Here is a 19,422-nt window from a genome sequence, read left to right as displayed (position 1 = left end):
GTGGAGAACCAACGGACACTGGCCGACGGCCTGCGCCTCGGCGTGCGCGCCCTTGTGTACGCCGTCGTCGGCGGCGCGGCGCTGATCGCCATCGCGACGGTCGTCTCGGTGCTGGGCCCGCTGGTGGCTCTCGACCTGTACACGCCGCCGGTGGCGGCCTGGTGGACGGTGTTCACGGCGGTCGCGGTGCAGGGCGTGCCGTTTCTGCTGCTGGGCACGGTGGTGTCGGCGGCGATCGGCGCGTTCGTGCCCGAGCGGGTGTTCAGTCGGCTGCTCCCTCGCAACCAGGCGCTGGCCGTGCCGGTGGCGGGCGCGGCGGGGGTGGTGCTGCCCGGCTGTGAGTGCGCGTCCGTACCGGTGGCGGGCAGCCTGATGCGCCGGGGAGTGGCTCCGGCGGCGGCCCTGGCGTTCCTGCTGTCCGCGCCCGCGATCAACCCGGTGGTGCTGGTGGCGACGTCGATCGCGTTCCCGGAGCAGCCGGAGATGGTGCTGGCCCGGCTGGTCGCCTCACTGGCGGCGGCCGTGGTCATGGGCTGGCTGTGGGCCCGCTTCGGGAAGGAGCGGTGGCTGCGGCTGCCGGGGGCCGGCAGACCGCCGGCGACCGGCCTGCGGGGCTTCGCGAGCGGCCTCCAGCACGACTTCCTGCATGCGGGCGGCTTCCTGGTCCTGGGCGCGGCAGCCGCGGCGACCTTCGACATCGCCGTACCGCGCGCGGTCCTCGACGTGTTCACCGGCTCCGCGTGGCTGTCGGTCCTGCTGCTGGCGGTGCTGGCGGTCGTGCTGTGCGTGTGCAGCGAGGCGGACGCGTTCGTCGCGGCGTCCCTGTCCGGCTTCTCGCCGACCGCGCGGCTGGCGTTCATGGTGGTCGGCCCGATGGTCGACCTCAAGCTCATCGCGTTGCAGACCGGCACGTTCGGACGGGCTTTCGCGGTGCGGTTCGCCTCGGCGACCTGGGTGGTGGCGGTGGCGTCCAGTGTGCTGGTCGGGTGGTGGCTGCTGTGAGGCGCTACGGACCGGCGGTGCTGCTCCTGCTGACCGGCGGGGCGGTGCTGCGCATCTCGGCGTTCAGCGAGCTGTACCTGCGGTACGTGCAGGCGGGGCTGCGGCCGTACCTGATCGTGTCGGGGGTGGCGCTGGTGCTGCTGGGTGTGGTGTCGGCGGTGCTGCGCAGGCGGCACGAGGAGTACGACGATGACGACGGCCACGGGCACCAGCACGGCCCCGCCGGTCCGCGCGTCGCCTGGTTCCTGACCCTGCCCGCCCTCGCCCTGCTGCTCTTCCCGCCGCCCGCCCTGGGCTCCTACAGCGCGGAGAGGGAGGCGGCGGAGCGGGCGGCCCAGGGGGTGGGGACGTTCCCGGCGCTGCCCTCCAAGAGGGTGCTCGACCTCACGCTCGCCGAGTTCAGCTCCCGGGCGGTCTATGACAGCGAGCGGTCACTGAAGGGCCGTACGGTCCGCCTGACCGGCTTCGTCACGCGGGACGACGACGGCGCGTGGTACGTCACACGGCTCCTGGTCTCCTGCTGCGCCGCCGATGCGACGACCAGCAAGGTCGAAGTGCGGGGTGCGCAGGCGCCGCCGACGGACACGTGGGTCACCGTCACGGGTACCTGGCGTCCCGAGGGTGAGCTCGGCTCCGACGAGGCGTGGCCGCCCGTCCTCGACGCCGGGAGCGTGCGGACGGTTGCGCAGCCGGCGAATCCCTACGAGAAGCGTTAGTCCGGCAGCGCCTTCTTCAGCGCCTCGTCCAGGCTCGTCGCCAGCGCCGTGTCGCTCGGCGGGCTGTCGCCGAACAGCGCGCCCAGCTGCGCGGTGAAGGTCTGTGTGAACGCGCCGTACAGCGCGGTGCGCGGCCGCTGTACGGCGCTCTGCAGGGCCGGGAGCAGGATGCGGCGGGCGTAGGCGGGGCGGCCGGCCGGGTCGCGGGGCATGCGGTCGGCGCTCTCGCCGGACGGGGAGGCAGACGTGGGTGCGGCGGTGCACCGTACGGCGTCGTCCGTGTACGCCGACTCCCGTGTCGCCGCGAACCCCGCGTCCAGCAGGCAGCGTTCGCTGTCCTTGCCGGTGAGGAACCTGATCAGCTCGACCGCCTTCGCCGACCGCTGCGAGGCCGCGGTCACCGCGAGGTTCTGGCCGCCGAGCACCGCCCGGCCGGGCAGCGGGGCCACCCCGAGCTGCTCGTCGGTGAACGACTGGTGCAGGGTGCCGTACGCATACGGCCAGTGCCGCAGGAACGTGGTGCGGCCGTCGGCGAAGTCGCCCAGCGTCGCCGCCTCGTCGGAGTGGACGGCGTCCTTCAGCAGGTACGGCGTCTGGGTGCGCCGGCGCAGTTCCCCGATGCCCTGGGTCAGCTGGGCGACAGTGGCGTTGTAGTGGCCGTCGCCGTCGGTGAGCGTGAGGTCCTGCGCGGCGGACGCGAACGCCTCGACGGCGTTGACGGTCCGGCCCTCGTACGCGGCGAGCTGCGTGGTCCAGCCCTTCTCGTAGCCCTCGGGCGGATGCTCGTACAGGGTGTCGACCAGCTCCTCCAACTCCCGCCAGTCGAGACCGCCGCTCAGGTCGGTGCGCTGTACCCCGCCGTCCCGGAGGTGGTCGCGCCGGTAGTAGAGCAGTCCTACATCGCTGTTGAACGGCGCCGCGTACACCTTGTCGTCCCAGCGGGCCGTGCCGGCGACGGACTTGATGACGTCGGAGTCGATCACATTGTCGGGCAGCGGGCGGACCAGGCCGGCGGCGGCGAACTCCGGCACCCAGGTCACGTCGAGGTTGACCACGTCGTAGGTGGCGCTGCCGGACTGGAGGGCGCCGAGGAGCTGGCTGCGCTGTTCGTCGGCGCTGCCGGGGAGTTCCACCAGGCGGGCGCGGAAGCCGGTGTTGTCCTGTTCCTGCTGCCGGTTCCACACGTCGATCAGTTGCTGGCGGATGCCGTTCTTGCCGGTGACGTCCCGGCCGCTGGCCACCACGATGTCGCCGGGCACCTCGGGGGAGGGCGCGGCGTCGGTGCCGTCCCCACCGCCGGTGCACGCGGCGAGCAGCAGGAGGGCCAGCAGGGCGGCGAGCCGTCGGGCCATCAGTCCTCCCCCGTTCCGGTGCGCGCGACCTCGTCGCTCAGGCCCGCGCCGAGTTCGTCGTCGGCGTCCAGACAGCGGCCGCCGCTCGCGGCGGAGATCCGGGCGCCCGGCTCGCCCGCGGCACAGCCGCCGCCGGCCAGCGACACCACGGCGACCGGCACCTTCGCCGACCGTGCCCTGTTCAGCACGTCGTCGAGGCGGGCGCCGGTCAGCCGGTCGGCGTCCTCGTCGTCGGTGATGTGGACGATCAGCTGGGGACGGTCGTCGTCGGCGCCCCGCCCGGCCATGTCGTCGAGGGCGGCGAGCAGGGCGGCGTACGGGTCGGCCTCGGCGTCCCGTACCCGGGCCCGGCCGTCGATGGCGCGCTCGGCGTCCCCCCGGGTGTGGTGGCCGAAGGGCAGCAGGGTGTCGTACGGCGTGTTGCCGGCGGTGTCCGCCACCGCCCACACGCCGTACTCGTCCTGCTCGCCGAGCCCGCCCAGCGACTGCTTCAGCAGGCCGGGGCCGCCGCTGGCCCCCTTCCACAGCGATGCCATCGAACCGGAGCTGTCGAGCAGGAACAGGACGCGGCCGGGCCCGCGGGCGTCGCGGTACTTCCTCAGCGCCGTCTCCATCGCGTCGCGCCCCGCGGACTCGACGAGCGGGGAGGGATCCCGCAGCACCCCCTCGGGGACCTCGCCGCTCGTGTCCAGCAGGGCGCGGTCACGGTCGGCGGCGCGGAAGCCGTCCTCGGCGAAGGCGGCGCGTCCGCCCTCCCCGGTGAGCCACTCCCGGAAGTCGTCGGCCGCGGCGTCGCGCGCGTCCCGGTCGAGGTCGGCGCCCTGCCAGCGGACCCGGACGAACACGGGCTCCAGGCCCCATACGTCGCCGGGGTACTGGGCGAGCCGCGGACTGCGGGTCGTCCGGTCGCAGCCGACGCCGCTCTTCATCAGGAACTCCGGCACGAGGGCCGCGGTGCGGTGGTCCACGGCCTTGTCGTCCGGCAGTGCGCACAGCAGGTCGGCGGCCGTGCGGGCGGGCGGTCCCGCCGGGGCGATCTCCTGCTCGACGCGGCTCGGATCGGCACCGGGCGTGCCGTACAGGGCCGTCGTGGCGAGCAGCGCACTGTCCGCGAACTCCGGGTCGGGGCGGCGCACTTCGGCACGGTCGTCCCGCTCGCGCAGGGCGCCGATCATCTCGGAGAGCGTGGGTCCTGCCCGCTCGTCCAGGGAGAGGACGCCGAGGTGGCGGGGCACGGCCAGCACGATGGGGGAGTACGCGAACGCCTGGTTGTCCGGCTCCAGAAGGGCGAGCGCGTCCGTGTCCTGGCCGGTGGTGACCCGGGCGACGTCCGCCGGTGTGGCGGGGATCCAGACGTCCGGCTGCGGGCCGATGTCACGCTGCGGGTTGAGGTTCTCGCGCGGTTCGTGCCAGGCGCCGGAATCGCGGCGCAGCGCGGTGACCGCGTCGGCGGAGCCCGCGCTGTAGACGGTGATGCCGCTGCGCCGGCAGCCGTCGCCGGTGGTGTTCGCGTCCGACGTCAGATACGCGTCGGCCGCGGCACCGACGGTCGCCTCCAGGTCCGGGTCGGTCAGGACGCGTAACTCGAGGGGCGGCGCACAGTCGCCGGGTCCGCCGACCAGGCCGAGGAGGCCGTACGAGCCGAGACCCAGGGCGGCGAGGGCGGCCAGGACGCCGACCCAGACACGGGCCCGCCGGGCCAGGCCGCGTGCGTGCCGCCGACCCGGGCGTACCGGGATGCGGGTCAGCCGGGGCCACCGCAGGCGGGCGGCCCGGGCGGGGAGCAGCCGCAGCAGCAGGGGCCGCTGTGAGCCGTGCTCCCCGTCGTCACCGGCCCGCCAGGCCGCCCAGACACTCCAGGCCCCCTGATCGACCCCGTCCCCGCGGGCCGACAGCAGCACGTCCTCATCGGGTTCCGCCCGGCTCTGCGGAATCCACGGCTCGCCGCGCAGCGTCTCGTGGCGGCCCGCGGCCATCCGGGCCCGGAGCGCGTCCGAGACCTGACGGAAACCCAACTCACCCTTTCCTCCCAGGAGTTGCAGCAGCTCCCCGGTGAACGGCGTGGGCGTGACCGCGTCGCCCGCGTCGATACGGTGGTTGGCCTGCACGCTCATCAGCAGCAGCACACGACGCTTGTCCCGGAAGGTCTCCCAGATCCAGGCCGCGTTGCCCGCGAAGCAGCAGTCGAGGATCACCACGATCCGCTCGGCCGGGCTGCTGGCGAGCCAGGTCAGCATGGTCGTGAACATCTCCGCGCCGGGGAAGACGGCATGCCCGCCCGGGATCACGCTCGCGTTGCGCATCTGCAGGAACAGCTCGTCGCCCGCGCTGGGAATCGCACCGTGCCCGGCGAAGTACAGCAGGAGCAGCCCCTCGGCCTCCTCGGCGGCCGTACGCAGTTCACGCTCGAAGTCGTCCAGGGACGGCGACCGGGCGACGGTGATCTGGCGCTCGCCGAAGACCCCGCCCCGGGACAGCACCTCGCGCAGCCGGTTCAGGTTCTCCTCGACAGCCGGCAGATCGCCCGGCACACCGTGCGGCGGCTCCGTGAAGTCGTACGTGGAGACACCCACCAGCAGTGCCCGGTTCACCCGTCCGCGCGGATCGAAACGGGTCACCGGCCTACCCGTCGAGGTCCACGGGGTCCACGCTGGCCTCGGGCGGATCACCGTCCTCGACCTCGCGGCGGTTCTCCCGCCACGCCTCCACGGCATGCGCGACCTGCACCACCAACTGGTTCAACGCGACCGACGCGGATCCCCCGATCATCGCCACGATGATCTCCATGGCGATGCCCATCGGGGCCCCGGACTCGTCCGTACGGCGCCGTTCATGGATCCGGAGCTCGCCCGCACGCACCTTCTCGTCGAGCCGTTGCTCCCGTTCCAGCCACTTGCGCAGCGCGCCGACATCGCTCTCGGTCGCGGTCTCGTCCAAGCGGACCCGGACGACTCGGTCGGCCACTCCATCCCCCTCAGCCATAACTCACCATCATGGCACCGTGGTTGCGGACTGGGGAGGGTCCGGACGGCGGCTTCGGCACACAGTTCGAACCGGCGCTCAGTGCTGTGCCTGGGGCTGAAGCCGTCGCAGCTGCTGCTGTACGTGGTCCAGGGCGCCGGCCCGCCGGCCGGGCACCCGGCCGCGCAACTCCGCCAGCGCCGCGCCGAGTTCGCGGGCCCGTGCCGGATCGCGGACCTCGCCCCACTGGTGGTGGGCCCGGTCCACGGCCGCCTCCACGGCGGGCGCGTCCTCGGCCTGTCCGGCGGCCAGCCGCGCGGCGGCCACCGCGAGCCACGTACGGCAACTGCGGGCCGCGTCCCCCGCCAGCATCGCCAGATCCGCCCGCACCTCCGTCCAGTGCAGCGCCTCCTCGGAGGCGGCACCGTGCGCCCGTACGGCCGCCTGCTCCCACCGCGCGGCCAGCCCGTCCGCATCCGCATGCCGGCCGGCCCGGACCGCGGCGGAGACGGCGGCGTGCGGATCGCTCACGGCCGGCGGCTGCGCGGCCAGCACGATACCGACGTCCTCACCGGTGATCCGGCTCAGTGCCTGCTGGTGCAACTGGTCCAGCGGCGGCCGGTGCCCGCTGCGCAGGATCGTCGCCACGGCCTTCATGTACGAGGGTCCGCCCAGCGACCGCCGGTGCGGCGGGGGCGCGATCCTGCCGTACACGGCGCTCTCCCGGCCACAGTCCAGCGGCACCGAGCGCAACAGCTCCCAGCTCTCCGCGTCCGCGTGCAGATCGAGGAACAGCGTCGTCGTCCCCGGCGCCCGCAGCCGCAGCTCCTCCCGGAACCAGTGCCAGGGAAACCCCGTGTACCGCACGGTGGCCGGCGTCGTACGCGCCAACGCCAGATGCGGCAACCGCTGCCGCCGGTCCAGCTGAATCTGCCCGGTGACGTACACGGTCAACGGCCCCGGCGCCGCCGCGGCCGCCCGCAACCGCGTCAGCACGGCCTGCGGCTCCAACGGGTCGGCCAGCTCGACGACGTTCGCGGTCTCCGCACCCGCCAACACCCCCGGCGCCACAGCCGCCAGCACAGGAAGCACCCCCGCCGCATCCACCAGCCGCCCCTTACCCACAGGCGAACCGGCCACCAACAACACGGTCCCCGGCATGGTCCCTCCCAGTCGATCAGGCACCCCAGCACGGTAAGCCACCCCGTCCGGCCGCGGGCAGTCGTGCCTCCCCCAGTGCCTTAAGGGCCTGGGGGGACCCCCAGGGCGGCACGGGTGGGCGCGGGCGGCACCCCGCCAACGCCGGGCTGCGCAACCCACCCCCACCCCCGTTCAGCCAGACGGTCAGCCGAGCACGAGCGGCAGTTTCACCGCCAGCTCCCCCAACTCCCCCTTCTCCGCCTCGCCCGGCGCACGCCGTCCCGTGCCGACCAGCAACGCGTCCTCGTCGGAGAACGACGCAGGGAAAACGGCCCCGGCGATCTCCTCCAGCATCGCGCGCGACCGACCCAGCCCCTCCACGGGCGGCCCCGCCACATGCGGAAGGTGCGCGACCAGATCGAGATGGTGCAGCGTCCACTCCAGGACGTACGCGGAGAGGTAGTCGCCCGCGGTGAGGACCACGTCGCGGGTACTGACCCGCAGCCCCGGGTCGGCGAGTTCGGCCGCGCGCCCGGCGGCGGAGCCGACGTCGTCGAGGTGGAACTTCAGCAGCCACGGCTCCTCGTACGCAGCGGCCAGCCGGACGATCAGCGCGTCAAGGGGGTCGTCACCGGCCGGCGGCGTTCCGGCAACCTCCCAGTAGGTCACCGCGTCGCGGGTCGGTTCCGTTTCGGCGGGGGTCACGAGGGTGATCAGGACGTCCTGCGCGTCGATGATCAGGTGGCACACCAGGTCCCGTACGAGCCAGCCGGTACAGCCGGACGGCCGTGCGAAGTCCTCGTCCGCGAGCCCGGCGACCGCCGTACGCAACGCTGTCCACGAGCGTGAGAAGAGATCCACATCGGCAAGGTAGTGCGGCGCCGGAACGGCGAACAAGCGCATTCCCCTACAGCCCCCTACAGCCGCCGCACCGCAAACACCGTCGTGTCGTCCGCCAGATGCCCCCCGCTGTGCCGCAACACCCTGTCCCGCACGAACACCACCAACCTCCGCGGCCGAACCCCCCGCGCATCCACCGCGAGCATCCGCGTCACCTCCTCGGCCAGCGGATAGAACTCCCCGCCCGCGTTCCGCGCCTCCGTCACCCCGTCCGTCGTCACCAGCAGGGTCTCCCCCTCCGCCAGCGGAAACCGCCGCAGGGACGGCAACGACACCCCACCCGGCGCCCCCGGCGACACAAGCTCACCGAGCCCCAGCGGCAGCCCGTCCGCCACCGGCAGCACCCGCACCCCACCCGGCCCGGCAACCAACGGCGGCTCATGCCCGAAGTTCACGACATCCACCGCATCCCCCACCTCCGCCGGAAACCCCAGCAGCACCGCCGTGGCGAACCGGTCCCCGTCCGTGCGCCCCAGCGCGGACATGTGCTCCCGATGCCGTCGCATCCGCACCTCCAGCCGCTCGGCGACCGTCCGCAGCTCCCGCTCGTGATACCCGGCCTCCCGGAACGTGCCGAGCAGCGCCGCTGCCGCCTCCACCGCCCCCAGCCCCTTGCCCTGCACGTCCCCGACCAGGACCCGCGTGCCGTGGAGCCCGGGCTGGATGTCGTAGAAGTCGCCCCCGACCCGCGCGTCGACGTCGGCGGCGAGATACACCGCCGCATGGTCGAGCCCGCCCCACGGCACCGGCAGCGGACGCAGCACGGTCCGCCGGGTCGTCTCGGCGATGTCCCGCATCCGCACCATGTGCGCCTCCGCGCGCACCCGCACCGCACATGCCGACACGGCCAGCACACCGCCGATCGCGACCAGGACGAAGTCGGGCAGCCCGGCCAGGAACTCGCCCGGCCAGACGCTGTCCAGGACGAGGTACGTCACGAGCGCCAGCGCCCCGTACAGCGCCGTGGTCCACACCCCGCAGATCGCGGCGGCGATCCCGGGCACCAGCACGCTCCAGGAAACGATCCGGAACTCCTCGCCGGTGTGGAGGTCGACCACCGCGATCCCGACGAGCAGCAGCAGCGGCGGCACCCAGGCGACGCTGCGTCCCCGCACTCGTAGCATCTGCTGCCGGTGCAGCACGTCCCGGCGCCGGGCCCGGGGATACCGGTCGAGCAGCCGCTCACCCCCGCCGCCGGCCACGCTCACGGGGTCCATGGGCCCCAGCGAAACACGGCCCCGCGCCCCTCGCATCCCCTCCCAGCCGCGTTGACAGGCCGACTTGCCAGGGGTCGGCCCGAGGTGTGCCCTGGAAGGCGGGGCGAGGAGAGAGGAGTGCTCTCATGGCTCATGCGGCACCCACGGCCGGCGGCACGACCGGAGCCGCCGGTACACCCGACATCTTCAGCGCGCGCACCCACAGGATCGCCAAATGGGCCGTGCCCGTCGTGCTCGGGCTCGTCTACGGCTACTGGGCCGCGGCCAACCAGCGCGACGGCGGACCCATCACCGGCTGGAACCTGCTGCTCGGTTTCGTCGCCGCGCTCGCGTTCGCCGTGGTGTACTTCGCGCTGCTCCGACTGGGTCCGCGTATGAGGCGAGAAGTGCATGCGCTGGCGTGGATGGCCTTCGCCGGTGTCGCGTTCGGCTTCGTGTACAGCCAGACCGGCGCGACCGCGCTGCGCTCGACGGTGATGGCGCTGGCGGTCGCGGCGACCGTGTTCGCCATCCTGTTCTACCGCTACTACACGCGTGAGGACGCCGAGGGCCGCCGGGTCTCCTGACGGGCCCCGGACGTCTCCTGTACGGCACCCCGGACGTGACGCGTGGACCCCGGCACGGTCGCCGGGGTCCACGCTTCTCCCTCATCCCTCCACTCACCGGACGACGCGGAGCCAGACCCAGCCGTCCGGCGAGGTTCCGGAAGTGTTCCCCACCACCAGGAAACACCCGTTCGGGTGAGCCCTCCACCGGAGAGCGGAATCCCCAGCTCCGCCAGGGGTCGGGGATGCACCCGATTGCAGTCGCCCCGCTCGCCCCGCCCGCGCCCAGGCCGTTGCCTGAAAGGGTGTCGTCCCGGTCCGCACGTCTCCTCCGCCTCCGCGGCGCCCTGTCGGCGGCGCTGATCGCGTTGTGCTGCCTGCTGGTCCCGTGCGCGGCGCTGGCGGCCTGGGCGGCGTACGGGCTGGCCGACACCGGCCGCTACGCCCGCACGATGGCGCCGCTGGCCACCGATCCGGCGGTCCGGGAAGCGGTCGCGGACACCGTCGGGGACGAGGTGCTGCACGAGGTCGGTGTGGGCGCGCAGGCGGGCGCCATGGGGCCGTTCGTGCAGGACGCGGTGCGCTCGTTCACGCAGACCGAGGCCTTCCGGGCGGGCTGGGACGTGGCGATGCGGGCCACCCACGCCGCCGTGCTCCGCGCCCTGCGCGAGGACGGCGGCCGCAGCGGCGCGGTCACGGTCGACCTGGCGCCCGTCACGACCCGGATCAAACACGAACTCGCCGCTGACAACGTGGTGCTGGCCCGCCACATCCCGGTCCGGCACACGCAGGTCGCCATCCTCCCGGCAAAGGAGCTGGACGGGCTCCGGAAGGGTTACCACGTGCTGGAAGTCGCCGCCCTCTGGCTGCCGGTCGGCGCGGTCGTGTTCGCCGTCGCCGGTATCGCCCTCGCGACCTGCCGCCGCCGCGCGGTCACCGCGACCGGCCTCGGCACGGCCCTCGGCGGCGCGCTGCTCGGCGTGGCCGTCGCGATCGGCCGGCACATCACGCTGGCCGGCCTGCCCGCCGAGGTCTCCCGGCCTGCCGCGGGCGCGGTCTACGACGCGCTCACCGGGACCCTGCGCACGGTGTCCTGGCTGCTGCTCGCGCTGGGCCTGACGGTGGCCCTCGGCGCCTGGCTCACCGGCCGGTACGGCCCCGTGCGGCAACGCCGGCGAGCGTCCGCAGCGCCCGCTCCAGCTCCGGCTCAGCGGCCGACGCGAGCCCGAGCCTGACGGCGGCCGGCGTGCGGCCGGGGTCGACGGCGAAGGCGGGGCCCGGGGTGACGGCGATGCCGTGCGCGGCGGCGGCCGCGGTGAAGGTGTCCGCCCGCCACGGCGGGGGCAGCTCCCACCAGGCGTAGTAGGCGTGCGGGTCGGTGCGTACGGCGAAGTCCCGCAGGTGCCGGCGTACGAGGTGCTGCCGCCGTTCGGCGTCCGCGCGTTTCGCCGCGACCAGCCGCTCGACGGTCCCGTCCCCGATCCACCGCACGGCCGCCTCCAGCGCGAACCGCCCTGCACTCCACCCGCCGGAGCGGATGGCGCCTGCCACCGCGTCCACCCGGTGCGGCGGCACGACGAGGAAGCCGACGGTGAGCCCGGGGGCGACCCGCTTGGAGAGGCCGTCGACGACATGGGTGAGACGGGGCGCGTGGACGGACAGGGGCGGCTCGGGGCGCAGGAACGACCAGATCCGGTCCTCGACGATCGGTATCTCCAGGTCGGCGGCGGTGCAGGCGAGTTGGCGTTTCCTCTGTTCGCTCATGGTGACCGAGGTCGGGTTGTGCAGCGTCGGCTGGACGTACAGGGCGGACAGGGGTGCGCTGCGGTGGGCGGCGGCCAGGGCGTCCGGGCGCAGCCCGTCCTCGTCCGTGGCGAGCGGGACCAGGGTGAGGCCGAGCCGGGCAGCGATCTCTTTCACCAGGGGGTAGGTCAGCGCCTCGACGCCGACACGGCCGCCCGGCCGGACCAGGGAGGCGAGGGCGGCGGCGATCGCCTGGCGGGCGTTGCCGGTGAAGAGCAGCCGGGCGGGGTCGGGGCAGCCGAGAAGAGCGGCGGCCGCTTCGCGGGCGGCGGCGTTGCCGGTGGCGGCGGCCGGGCGGAGGGCCTCCGTCAGGACGTCCGGGCGCAGGAGCGGGGTGAGGGCGGGGGCGAGGAGTTCGGACTGGCCGGGCGCGGACGGGTAGTTGAGCTCCAGGTTGACGGGCGCCGTGGTCGCGGGCTCGGTGAGGGCCCGTCCGCCCGGTGCGGGCGGGGCGGCGCGGACGAAGGTGCCGCGCCCGACCTCGCCCACGACCAGTCCCCGGCGCACCAGTTCGCCGTACACCCGCCCCGCGGTCGACGGGGCGATCCCGCGCCGCCGTGCGAACGCCCGCTGCGGGGGCAGCCGTTGCCCCGGCCGGAGCCGGCCGGCGGCGATGTCGTCGGCGATGCGGTCGGCGAGCCGCACGTAGTCGTCCACAAGTCCCCCTGCCGGATTGCACCGAGAGCAAAGATCTTATTGCACCGAGGAGTTGGGGCGGCCTAGGGTCGAGCACATGGCACCCTTCCTTGCATACGAGGACAAAGGCACCGATTCCTCCCTGGTCCCGCTTGTCCTCGTCCACGGCCACCCCTTCGACCGCACGATGTGGGCCCCGCAGATCGAGGCGTTCGCCCCCGCCCGCCGGGTCGTCGCCCCCGACCTGCGCGGCTACGGCGCATCGCCGGTGACCCCCGGCAGCACGCTCCTGTCGGAGTTCGCGCAGGACATCGGGGCGCTGCTGGACGAGCTGAAGGTGGAGTCCTGCGTGCTGGCCGGCCTGTCGATGGGCGGCCAGATCGCGATGGAGTGCTACCGCCAGTGGGGCCCGGACCGCATCCGGGGCCTGGTGCTGGCGGACACCTTCCCCGCGGCGGAGACCCCCGAGGGCAGGCGCAGCCGCAATGCCATGGCGGACCGCCTGCTGCGCGAGGGCATGCGCGGCTACGCCGACGAGGTCCTGGAGAAGATGGTCGCCCCGTACGCGTCCGTCGAGGTCAAGGCCCATGTCCACCGCATGATGACCGGCACCCCGCCCGAGGGTGCCGCCGCGGCCCTGCGCGGGCGCGCCGAGCGCCCCGACTACCGCGACCTGCTGACCCGCATCACGGTCCCGGCCCTGGTCGTCGTCGGCGCGGACGACGCGTACACCCCGGTCTCCGACGCCCGGGCCATGCACGCGGCCCTCCCCGACGCGACCCTCCACGTGATCGACTCGGCGGCCCACATGCCCAACCTGGAACGCCCCGAGGAGTTCAACAGGGCGCTGTCCGGGCTCCTGGCCCGCGTCGACCGTCGTCGGCTCGGGCACGCCTGACCGGCGTGGCCATAATGGGCCATGCCCCGCGAGTTCCCCATCGGCCTCACGCCCCCCGACTGGCTGGTACGGAACCTCCAACCGCAGCAGGCGCCCGTCAACCGGCCGGCCGTCGTCCGCGCCGCTGTCGCGATGGCCCTGCCCTTGGCCATCGGGCTCGCGGCCGGCCGGCCCGCCTACGGCGCGCTCGCCTCCATGGGCGCCCTGTCCGGCGTCATCGGCGACACCGCGGACGCCTACCGCATGCGGATCCTCAACATCGCCGTACCGCAGCTCTTCGGCGCCGTCGGGGTGACCCTGGGCTCCCTCGTGTACGGCCACGGCTGGGTCGCCGTCGCCGCCGTCACCGGCGTCGCCCTCGTGTCCGGCATGATCTCGACGATCGGCGCGGTCGCCTCCGTGTCCGGGCTGCTCCTGCTGCTCAACGCCGTGATCGGGGCCGGGCTGCCGATGCCCGGCGAGTGGTGGCTGCCGGCGCTGCTGATCTCCGGCGGCGGGCTGCTCGTCCTCTTCCTCGCCCTGCTGTCCTGGCCCCTGCGCTCCGGGGTGCCGGAACGCACCGCCGTGGCGGACACCTACCGGGCCGTCGCCGACCTGCTCGCCACCTGCGGCGGCGACTCGGAGGTGACGTACGACGACGCACGGCACGACGCCACCCGGGCGCTCAACGAGTCGTACGACCTCGTCCTCGGCCACCGCGCCCGCCACCACGGCCGCAGTCCCGAACTGACCCGGCTGGTCGCCCGGTTGAACGCCGTCACCCCGGTCATCGAGGCCGCCCCCGCCGTCCACCTCAGCGGCCGCCCGCTGCCACCGGAAGTACCGGACGCGGTACGCCGTCTCGCCGACGCCGTGGAGACCGGCTCGACCACACCGGTGGAACTCCGCCTGCCCGTACCGACCACCGAAACCGGCCGCGCCGTCGACCACGCCCTGCGGCACGCCGCCGACGTCGTCACCGCCCCGGACGTCGACCCCCAAGGCATCGACGACCGCCTGGGCCGCCCGGCAGCCGTACGCATCCGCACCGCCCGGACCGCCCGCACGGTCCTGCTGTCCGCCGGCTCCTGGCGCTACGGCCTGCGCCTCGCCCTGTGCATCGGCCTCGCCCAGACCCTCGTCTCGATCATCCCGGTCCCGCGCTCCTACTGGGTCGCCCTGACCATCACCTTCGTCCTCAAGCCAGACTTCGGCTCGGTGTTCTCCCGGGCCCTCCTGCGCGCGCTCGGCACGGTCGCCGGGCTGGTCGTCGCGGCGGCGGTACTCGCGGAGGTGCCCCGAGGCTGGTGGGACGTAGCGGTGCTGCTCCTGCTCGCCCCGCTGATCCCAGCGCTCACCCCGCGCGGCTACGGCTACCAGACGGCCGCCATCACCCCGGTGATCCTGGTCCTGTCCGACATCCTCAACCGCGAGGGCACGGGCCTGCTCCTGCCCCGCCTGGTGGACTCCCTCATGGGCTGCGCCATCGCACTGGTCGTCGGCTACCTGCTCTGGCCGGAGAGCTGGCACACCCGCGTCGGCGACCGCCTGGCCGACGCGGTGGCCGACACCGCCCGCTACGTGGAGGCCGCCTTCGGAGACACCACGGACCCCGCGGCCCGTGCCCGGATGCGCCGCCGCCTCTACCGCGACCTGTCCGGCATCCGTACGGAATTCCAGCGCGCACTGACCGAACCGCCGCCCACCGGCCGCCGGGCCGCCGGCTGGTGGCCGCTGGTCGTCGCCGTGGAACGCATCGTGGACGCGACGACGGCGGCGCGGGTCCGCGTCAAACACGGAGCCACGCCGCCGTCGGAGGCGGAGATCTCTCAGGTCGCCCGGCAACTGCGCGAGCTCTCCGAGGGCGTCCGCGAGGCCGAGGTCCTGGTACCGGTCCGCACCGACCTCACGGGCCCGTCGGGCAGCGTCCTGGAACCACTGCGCCAGGAGGTGGCGGCGGCAAGAGCCATCGCGTCACCACGGACCTAGCTGCGGGCAGTCGCGCACGCGCGTAGCTGCGGGCAGTCGTGCCTCCCCCAGTGCCTTAAGGGCCTGGGAGGTGCCCCCAGGGCGGCACGGGTGGGCGATGGGGGTCCCCCGCTCGAGCGAAGCCGAGAGTGGGGGAGGCACCCCGCACGCGCGGGCAAGCGCACCCACCCCCGGTCACCGCATCACACGCCGATGTCGCACCCGTCCTTGCGCCACACGGCCACGACCGCAGGCCGAACGAACTTCCCCGGCCCGTCAGGCCACGCACTCGCCGGCTTCTCCACCGACGCGCCGTCGACCTCCCCCGGGTGCTGCACAGCAACGAGCACACGGCGGTCCTGGACGATCGGCCCGCAGGTCTCGGCACCCGTCGGCACGGTCAGGAACTGCTTCAGCTCACCCCGCCGCTCACCGCGCGTAGCGACACCGAAGAGACCGTCGTGCGAGCCGAGCTGGGCGCCGTCGGTGGAGATCCACAGGTTGCCATACGGGTCGAAGGCGACGTTGTCCGGGCAGGAGATCGGGCTGACCTGGTCCTTCGGGAAGCCCGCGAAGTAGGTGGCCGGGTCGTTGGGGTCGCCGGCGACCAGGAAGAGGCTCCAGGCGAACTTGGTGCTGTCGGCGCGGTTCCAGCGCTCGGTCAGCTCCAGGACCTGGCCATGCTTGTTGCTGTTGCGCGGATTGGCCTCGTCGACGCCGGCGTAGCCCGTCTTGCCGCGGTTGGTGTTGTTGGTGAGGGCGACGTACACCTTGCCGGTGTGCGGGTTGGGCTCGACGTCCTCGGGGCGGTCCATCTTGGTGGCGCCGACCTTGTCACCGGCGAGCCGTGTGAAGACGAACACCTCCTCGGCGGTCATGCCCTCGACGTGCGAGACGGCACCGTCGGCGGTGGCGGTGGCCAGCGGAATCCACTCGCCGGAGCCGTCGAACTCACCGTCGCTCGGCAGCTTGCCGGTGCCGTCGATCTCGATCGCGGGGGAGTCACCGGTCAGCTTGGCGACGTACAGCGTGCCCTCGTCGAGCAGCGAGAGATTGTGCTCCCGCACGGCCCGGCTCGACCCCTTCTTCATCCGCTTGCTGCCGACGAACTTGTAGAAGTAGTCGAAGCGCTCGTCGTCACCCGAGTAGACGACCGGTCGGCCGTCCTCCGTGAGCCGCACGGTCGCGCCCTCGTGCTTGAAGCGGCCCAGCGCGGTGCGCTTGCGGGGCGTGGAGGTGGGATCGTACGGGTCGAGCTCGACGACGTAGCCGAAGCGGTGCACCTCGTTCGGCTCCTGCGCGACGTCGAAGCGCTTGTCGAAACGCTCCCACTTGCGCTCGGTCCCGGTGGCGGTGACGCCGTAGCGCTTGTCGGTGGCGCGGGTGCCGTTGGCGAAGTACTGGTTGAAGTTCTCCTCGCCGTGCAGCGTGGTGCCCCACGGGGTGGTGCCGCCGGCGCAGTTGTTGAGGGTGCCGAGCACCTTGGTGCCGGTCGGGTCGGCGGAGGTCTTGAGGAGGTCGGAGCCGGCGGCGGGACCGGTGACCCGGAATTCCGTCGTGGCGGTGACACGCCGGTTCAGCGGGTGCCGCGGCACGGGGACGAGCTTGCCGGTCTTGCGCTCACCCTCCACCACGACGGCGGACAGGCCGTGCGCGGCCCAGGCGATCTCGACCTGCTCGCGGGTCGGGTTGGCGGCGTCGTAGCCGCGGAACATCAGGATCTCGTCGGTGTACTCGTGGTTCGCGACGAGGATCTGGCGGCCGTACTCACCCGGAAGGGGGAGCAGCGCGAGGAAGTCGCAGTTGTACCCGAACTGACCGGCCTGGGCCTTGGCGGTCTGGTTCTCCGGGTCGAAGGCGGGAGCGCCGCGCAGGATGGGCTCGCCCCACCGGATGACGACGTTCTGGCCGTAACCGTCGGGGACGGTCACGGCGTCGTCGGTGTTCGGCGCGACGGGCGTGAAGCGCAGGCCACGGGCGCCCTTGCTGCTCGGGCGGTGCCGGCCGTCGGCGGTCGCGGCCTCGGCCTGCGGGGCGGCGGCGACGGTGGCCGCGGTGCCCGCGGCGGCGGCCGCGGTGACGACAGCGGCGGCACGCATCACGGTACGGCGGTCGAGGGCGCCGGCGATGACGTCGCCGACGTACGGGTTGGCGGTGGTGTTCGGCACCTCGTGGAAGCAGGCGTCACCACAGCGGAAACGGCACGTCAGGGCGGACCGGCCGCCAGGGTGTGAGTCGTTCGTTCTGATGATCGGCAGCAGATTGCGCACCTTTACTCCCCTTGCTTCCCCTTGTATCCAGCGTGACGGACGGTAGGAGCACGTTTGTGCGGGAGCGGGGCGACCGAATGAACGGAGCGTGAACTGGAGGTATCTGTCAGGAAGTTGCCGTGCTCGGGTGGACGTAACCCGCGAAAGTCTCGATGAAGGCCTTGACGACGGCGGGCACCACCCGTCGCCCCTCCTCAAGATCCCCATCCGGGGCCGCTAACCTTACGTGTCCGTCCTGGCCAGGAATTAACGGGCATCAACTCACGCGAAGGGTTGCGAATATGGGCATTCTCACTCTCCTGCGGAACGCATTCGGCCGGTCACGCAAGGGGCGTCCCGCCGAGGCAGAGGGTGCGGAACAGGTACCCACGCAGCCCCAGACCGCCACCCCACAGCTCCCCGAACCCCGCCACGAACACGACCTGGTCTCGGCCGCCTTCGACAAGGTAACGGTCCCGGGTCCCGCGCGCCCGGCGGAGCGGGGGGACGCGGCGGAGCCGACCAAGCCGGTCGAGGCGGCGGAGCCCACGGTGGCGGCCGACGAGCCGGCGGTGGCGGCCGACGAGCCGACGGTGGCGGCGGAGCCGACGGTGGCGGCCGACGAGCCGACGGTGGCGGCCGACGAGCCGACGGTGGCCCCTGAGGAGGCCGCGCTGGACACCGGGGAGACAGCGGCGGCGGAGGAGGACGCGCCGGTCACCGCTGCGGAGGCACCGGCGGTGGCTGAAGACGCGCCGGCGGCCGCTGCTGAGACCCCGGCGGTGGCTGAGGACGAACCGGTGACCGCTGCGGAGACACCGGTCGTCGCCGAGGCAGCAGAGGAAGTGACGGCGGCCGCCGAGGAGACCCCGGCGGCCGAGCAGGAGGCGACGGCGAAGGAAGAGCCGTCGGCAGAGGAAGCACCCGCGACCGAACCGCAGCCCGAGACAGAGCCGACGGCTGAGGAAGCACCGGCGACCGAGCCCGAGCCCGAGGCGGAGCCGACTCCGAAGCCCGAGACGGCCCTCGACATCGAGGCGACGCCGACCCCGGAAACCGAGCCCGAGGCCATCGCGCCCGAGCCGGACCCCACACCGAACCCGGAGCCGGAGGCAGCAGCCCAGGAACCGGAGCCGAAGCCGGAAGCGACCCGGGAACCGGAGCCCACCCAGGCCCCGGAACCGACACAGGACCCGGAAGCAACCCAGCAGCCTGAGCCGACCCAGGAGCCGGAACCGGACCCCACCCCGGAATCGAGCCCGCAGGCCGAGCAGCCCGCCCCCACCCCCGAACCCGCGGCCGCCGACGGCGAGGACGCCCCGCTGGGGCCACCCGCACCCGACAACGAAAGCCGCACGGGTGGTGCGGGTGGGAACGAAGACCCGGCCGAAGGCCGGGTGCCCGTCCCCGCAACCCTCCGCACCGCCTACACCGCAGCCGCCGCCACCCTCAAGGCCCACAACCTCACCCACACCACCGCCAAGATCTACCTCGTCCTCGACCGCTCCGCCTCCATGCGCCCGTACTACAAGGACGGCTCCGCCCAGGCCCTCGGCGAACAAACCCTCGCCCTCGCCGCCGCCCTCGCCCCCGAGGCCAAGGTCCACGTCGTCTTCTTCTCCACGGAAGTGGACGGCACCGGCGAACTCACCTTCACCGACCACGAGAACAAGATCGACACCCTCCACGCCGGCCTCGGCCGCATGGGCCGTACCAGCTACCACGCCGCCGTGGAAGAAGTCCTCACCCACTACGAAAAGTCCGGCACCGGCGACCCGGCCCTGGTGATCTTCCAGACGGACGGCGCCCCCGACGCCAAGACTCCCGCGACCCAGGCCCTCACGGCCGCCGCGAAGAGCCACCCGACCGTCTTCTTCTCCTTCATCGCCTTTGGTGAGCACGACAACAAGGCCTTCGACTACCTCCGCAAGCTGAAGACGGACAACACGGCGTTCTTCCACGCGGGCCCCACCCCGAAGGAACTCACCGACACGGAGGTCTACGAGGGCGTCCTCGCAAACTGGCGCCCGTAAAGCCCGCCGTAGCCGCGCAGCGA

At 73.3% G+C, this 19,422-nt stretch carries 15 protein-coding genes; 7 read left to right on the top strand and 8 right to left on the bottom strand.

Annotation, left to right across the window (positions count from 1 at the left end; all coding sequences use genetic code 11):
• Both ACFVJQ_RS25355 and ACFVJQ_RS25350 read left to right on the top strand, forming a co-directional pair.
• The gene (locus ACFVJQ_RS25355) at positions 1-1,002 is read left to right on the top strand and encodes a permease (protein WP_385787143.1); all 1,002 of its coding nucleotides are present in this window, start codon (positions 1-3) and stop codon (positions 1,000-1,002) included.
• Positions 999-1,718, top strand: coding sequence for a TIGR03943 family putative permease subunit (locus ACFVJQ_RS25350; RefSeq protein ID WP_385787140.1), 720 nt, complete (start codon positions 999-1,001; stop codon positions 1,716-1,718). The genes ACFVJQ_RS25355 and ACFVJQ_RS25350 overlap by 4 nt, the downstream gene beginning before the upstream one ends.
• On the opposite strand, the gene ACFVJQ_RS25345 is transcribed toward ACFVJQ_RS25350, so the two are convergent.
• The 6 genes from ACFVJQ_RS25345 to ACFVJQ_RS25320 form a co-directional block, all read right to left on the bottom strand.
• Complete coding sequence (locus ACFVJQ_RS25345) at positions 1,715-3,070, bottom strand: extracellular solute-binding protein (protein ID WP_385787138.1); 1,356 nt, start codon at positions 3,068-3,070, stop codon at positions 1,715-1,717. The two genes, ACFVJQ_RS25350 and ACFVJQ_RS25345, sit on opposite strands and share 4 nt — an antisense overlap.
• Positions 3,070-5,688 carry a substrate-binding domain-containing protein gene (locus tag ACFVJQ_RS25340; RefSeq protein WP_385787135.1) on the bottom strand — a complete coding sequence of 873 codons (2,619 nt, stop codon included), beginning with the start codon at positions 5,686-5,688 and terminating at the stop codon, positions 3,070-3,072. Before ACFVJQ_RS25340 ends, ACFVJQ_RS25345 begins: the two co-directional genes overlap by 1 nt.
• A 4-nt stretch (positions 5,689-5,692) precedes the next feature.
• Positions 5,693-6,034 (bottom strand): hypothetical protein, encoded by a 342-nt coding sequence (locus ACFVJQ_RS25335; protein ID WP_385511652.1) that lies wholly within the window; start codon positions 6,032-6,034, stop codon positions 5,693-5,695.
• Positions 6,035-6,130: 96 nt separating this feature from the next.
• On the bottom strand, positions 6,131-7,192 hold the full coding sequence (locus ACFVJQ_RS25330; protein WP_224734317.1) for a hypothetical protein: 1,062 nt from the start codon (positions 7,190-7,192) through the stop codon (positions 6,131-6,133).
• A gap of 183 nt (positions 7,193-7,375) precedes the next feature.
• Complete coding sequence (locus tag ACFVJQ_RS25325; protein WP_385511650.1) at positions 7,376-8,032, bottom strand: maleylpyruvate isomerase N-terminal domain-containing protein; 657 nt, start codon at positions 8,030-8,032, stop codon at positions 7,376-7,378.
• Between the two features lie 56 nt (positions 8,033-8,088).
• On the bottom strand, positions 8,089-9,288 hold the full coding sequence (locus ACFVJQ_RS25320; RefSeq protein WP_385787131.1) for a PP2C family protein-serine/threonine phosphatase: 1,200 nt from the start codon (positions 9,286-9,288) through the stop codon (positions 8,089-8,091).
• A gap of 125 nt (positions 9,289-9,413) precedes the next feature.
• On the opposite strand from ACFVJQ_RS25320, the gene ACFVJQ_RS25315 reads away from it, so the two are divergent.
• Positions 9,414-9,854 carry a hypothetical protein gene (locus ACFVJQ_RS25315; RefSeq protein WP_385511647.1) on the top strand — a complete coding sequence of 147 codons (441 nt, stop codon included), beginning with the start codon at positions 9,414-9,416 and terminating at the stop codon, positions 9,852-9,854.
• Positions 9,855-10,078: 224 nt separating this feature from the next.
• Complete coding sequence (locus tag ACFVJQ_RS25310; RefSeq protein WP_385787128.1) at positions 10,079-11,068, top strand: hypothetical protein; 990 nt, start codon at positions 10,079-10,081, stop codon at positions 11,066-11,068.
• On the opposite strand, the gene ACFVJQ_RS25305 is transcribed toward ACFVJQ_RS25310, so the two are convergent.
• Positions 10,974-12,293, bottom strand: coding sequence for a PLP-dependent aminotransferase family protein (locus ACFVJQ_RS25305; protein ID WP_385787125.1), 1,320 nt, complete (start codon positions 12,291-12,293; stop codon positions 10,974-10,976). The genes ACFVJQ_RS25310 and ACFVJQ_RS25305 overlap by 95 nt on opposite strands.
• A gap of 76 nt (positions 12,294-12,369) precedes the next feature.
• Here ACFVJQ_RS25305 and ACFVJQ_RS25300 point away from each other — a divergent pair, with 76 nt between their 5' ends.
• Together ACFVJQ_RS25300 and ACFVJQ_RS25295 are read left to right on the top strand one after the other, a co-directional pair.
• Positions 12,370-13,170 carry an alpha/beta fold hydrolase gene (locus tag ACFVJQ_RS25300; protein WP_385787123.1) on the top strand — a complete coding sequence of 267 codons (801 nt, stop codon included), beginning with the start codon at positions 12,370-12,372 and terminating at the stop codon, positions 13,168-13,170.
• Between the two features lie 21 nt (positions 13,171-13,191).
• Complete coding sequence (locus ACFVJQ_RS25295; RefSeq protein ID WP_385787120.1) at positions 13,192-15,138, top strand: FUSC family protein; 1,947 nt, start codon at positions 13,192-13,194, stop codon at positions 15,136-15,138.
• A 182-nt stretch (positions 15,139-15,320) separates the two neighbouring features.
• On the opposite strand, the gene ACFVJQ_RS25290 is transcribed toward ACFVJQ_RS25295, so the two are convergent.
• Positions 15,321-17,387, bottom strand: coding sequence for a PhoX family protein (locus ACFVJQ_RS25290; protein WP_385787117.1), 2,067 nt, complete (start codon positions 17,385-17,387; stop codon positions 15,321-15,323).
• 281 nt (positions 17,388-17,668) lie between these two features.
• Here ACFVJQ_RS25290 and ACFVJQ_RS25285 point away from each other — a divergent pair, with 281 nt between their 5' ends.
• Positions 17,669-19,399: a VWA domain-containing protein gene (locus tag ACFVJQ_RS25285; protein ID WP_385787114.1), complete on the top strand. Its 1,731-nt coding sequence runs from the start codon at positions 17,669-17,671 to the stop codon at positions 19,397-19,399.
• Positions 19,400-19,422 lie beyond the last annotated feature (23 nt).

The organism is Streptomyces sp. NPDC127197, from assembly GCF_042672405.1.
GTDB lineage: Bacteria > Actinomycetota > Actinomycetes > Streptomycetales > Streptomycetaceae > Streptomyces > Streptomyces flavusporus.
This window is presented reverse-complemented; position numbering and strand designations above follow the sequence as displayed.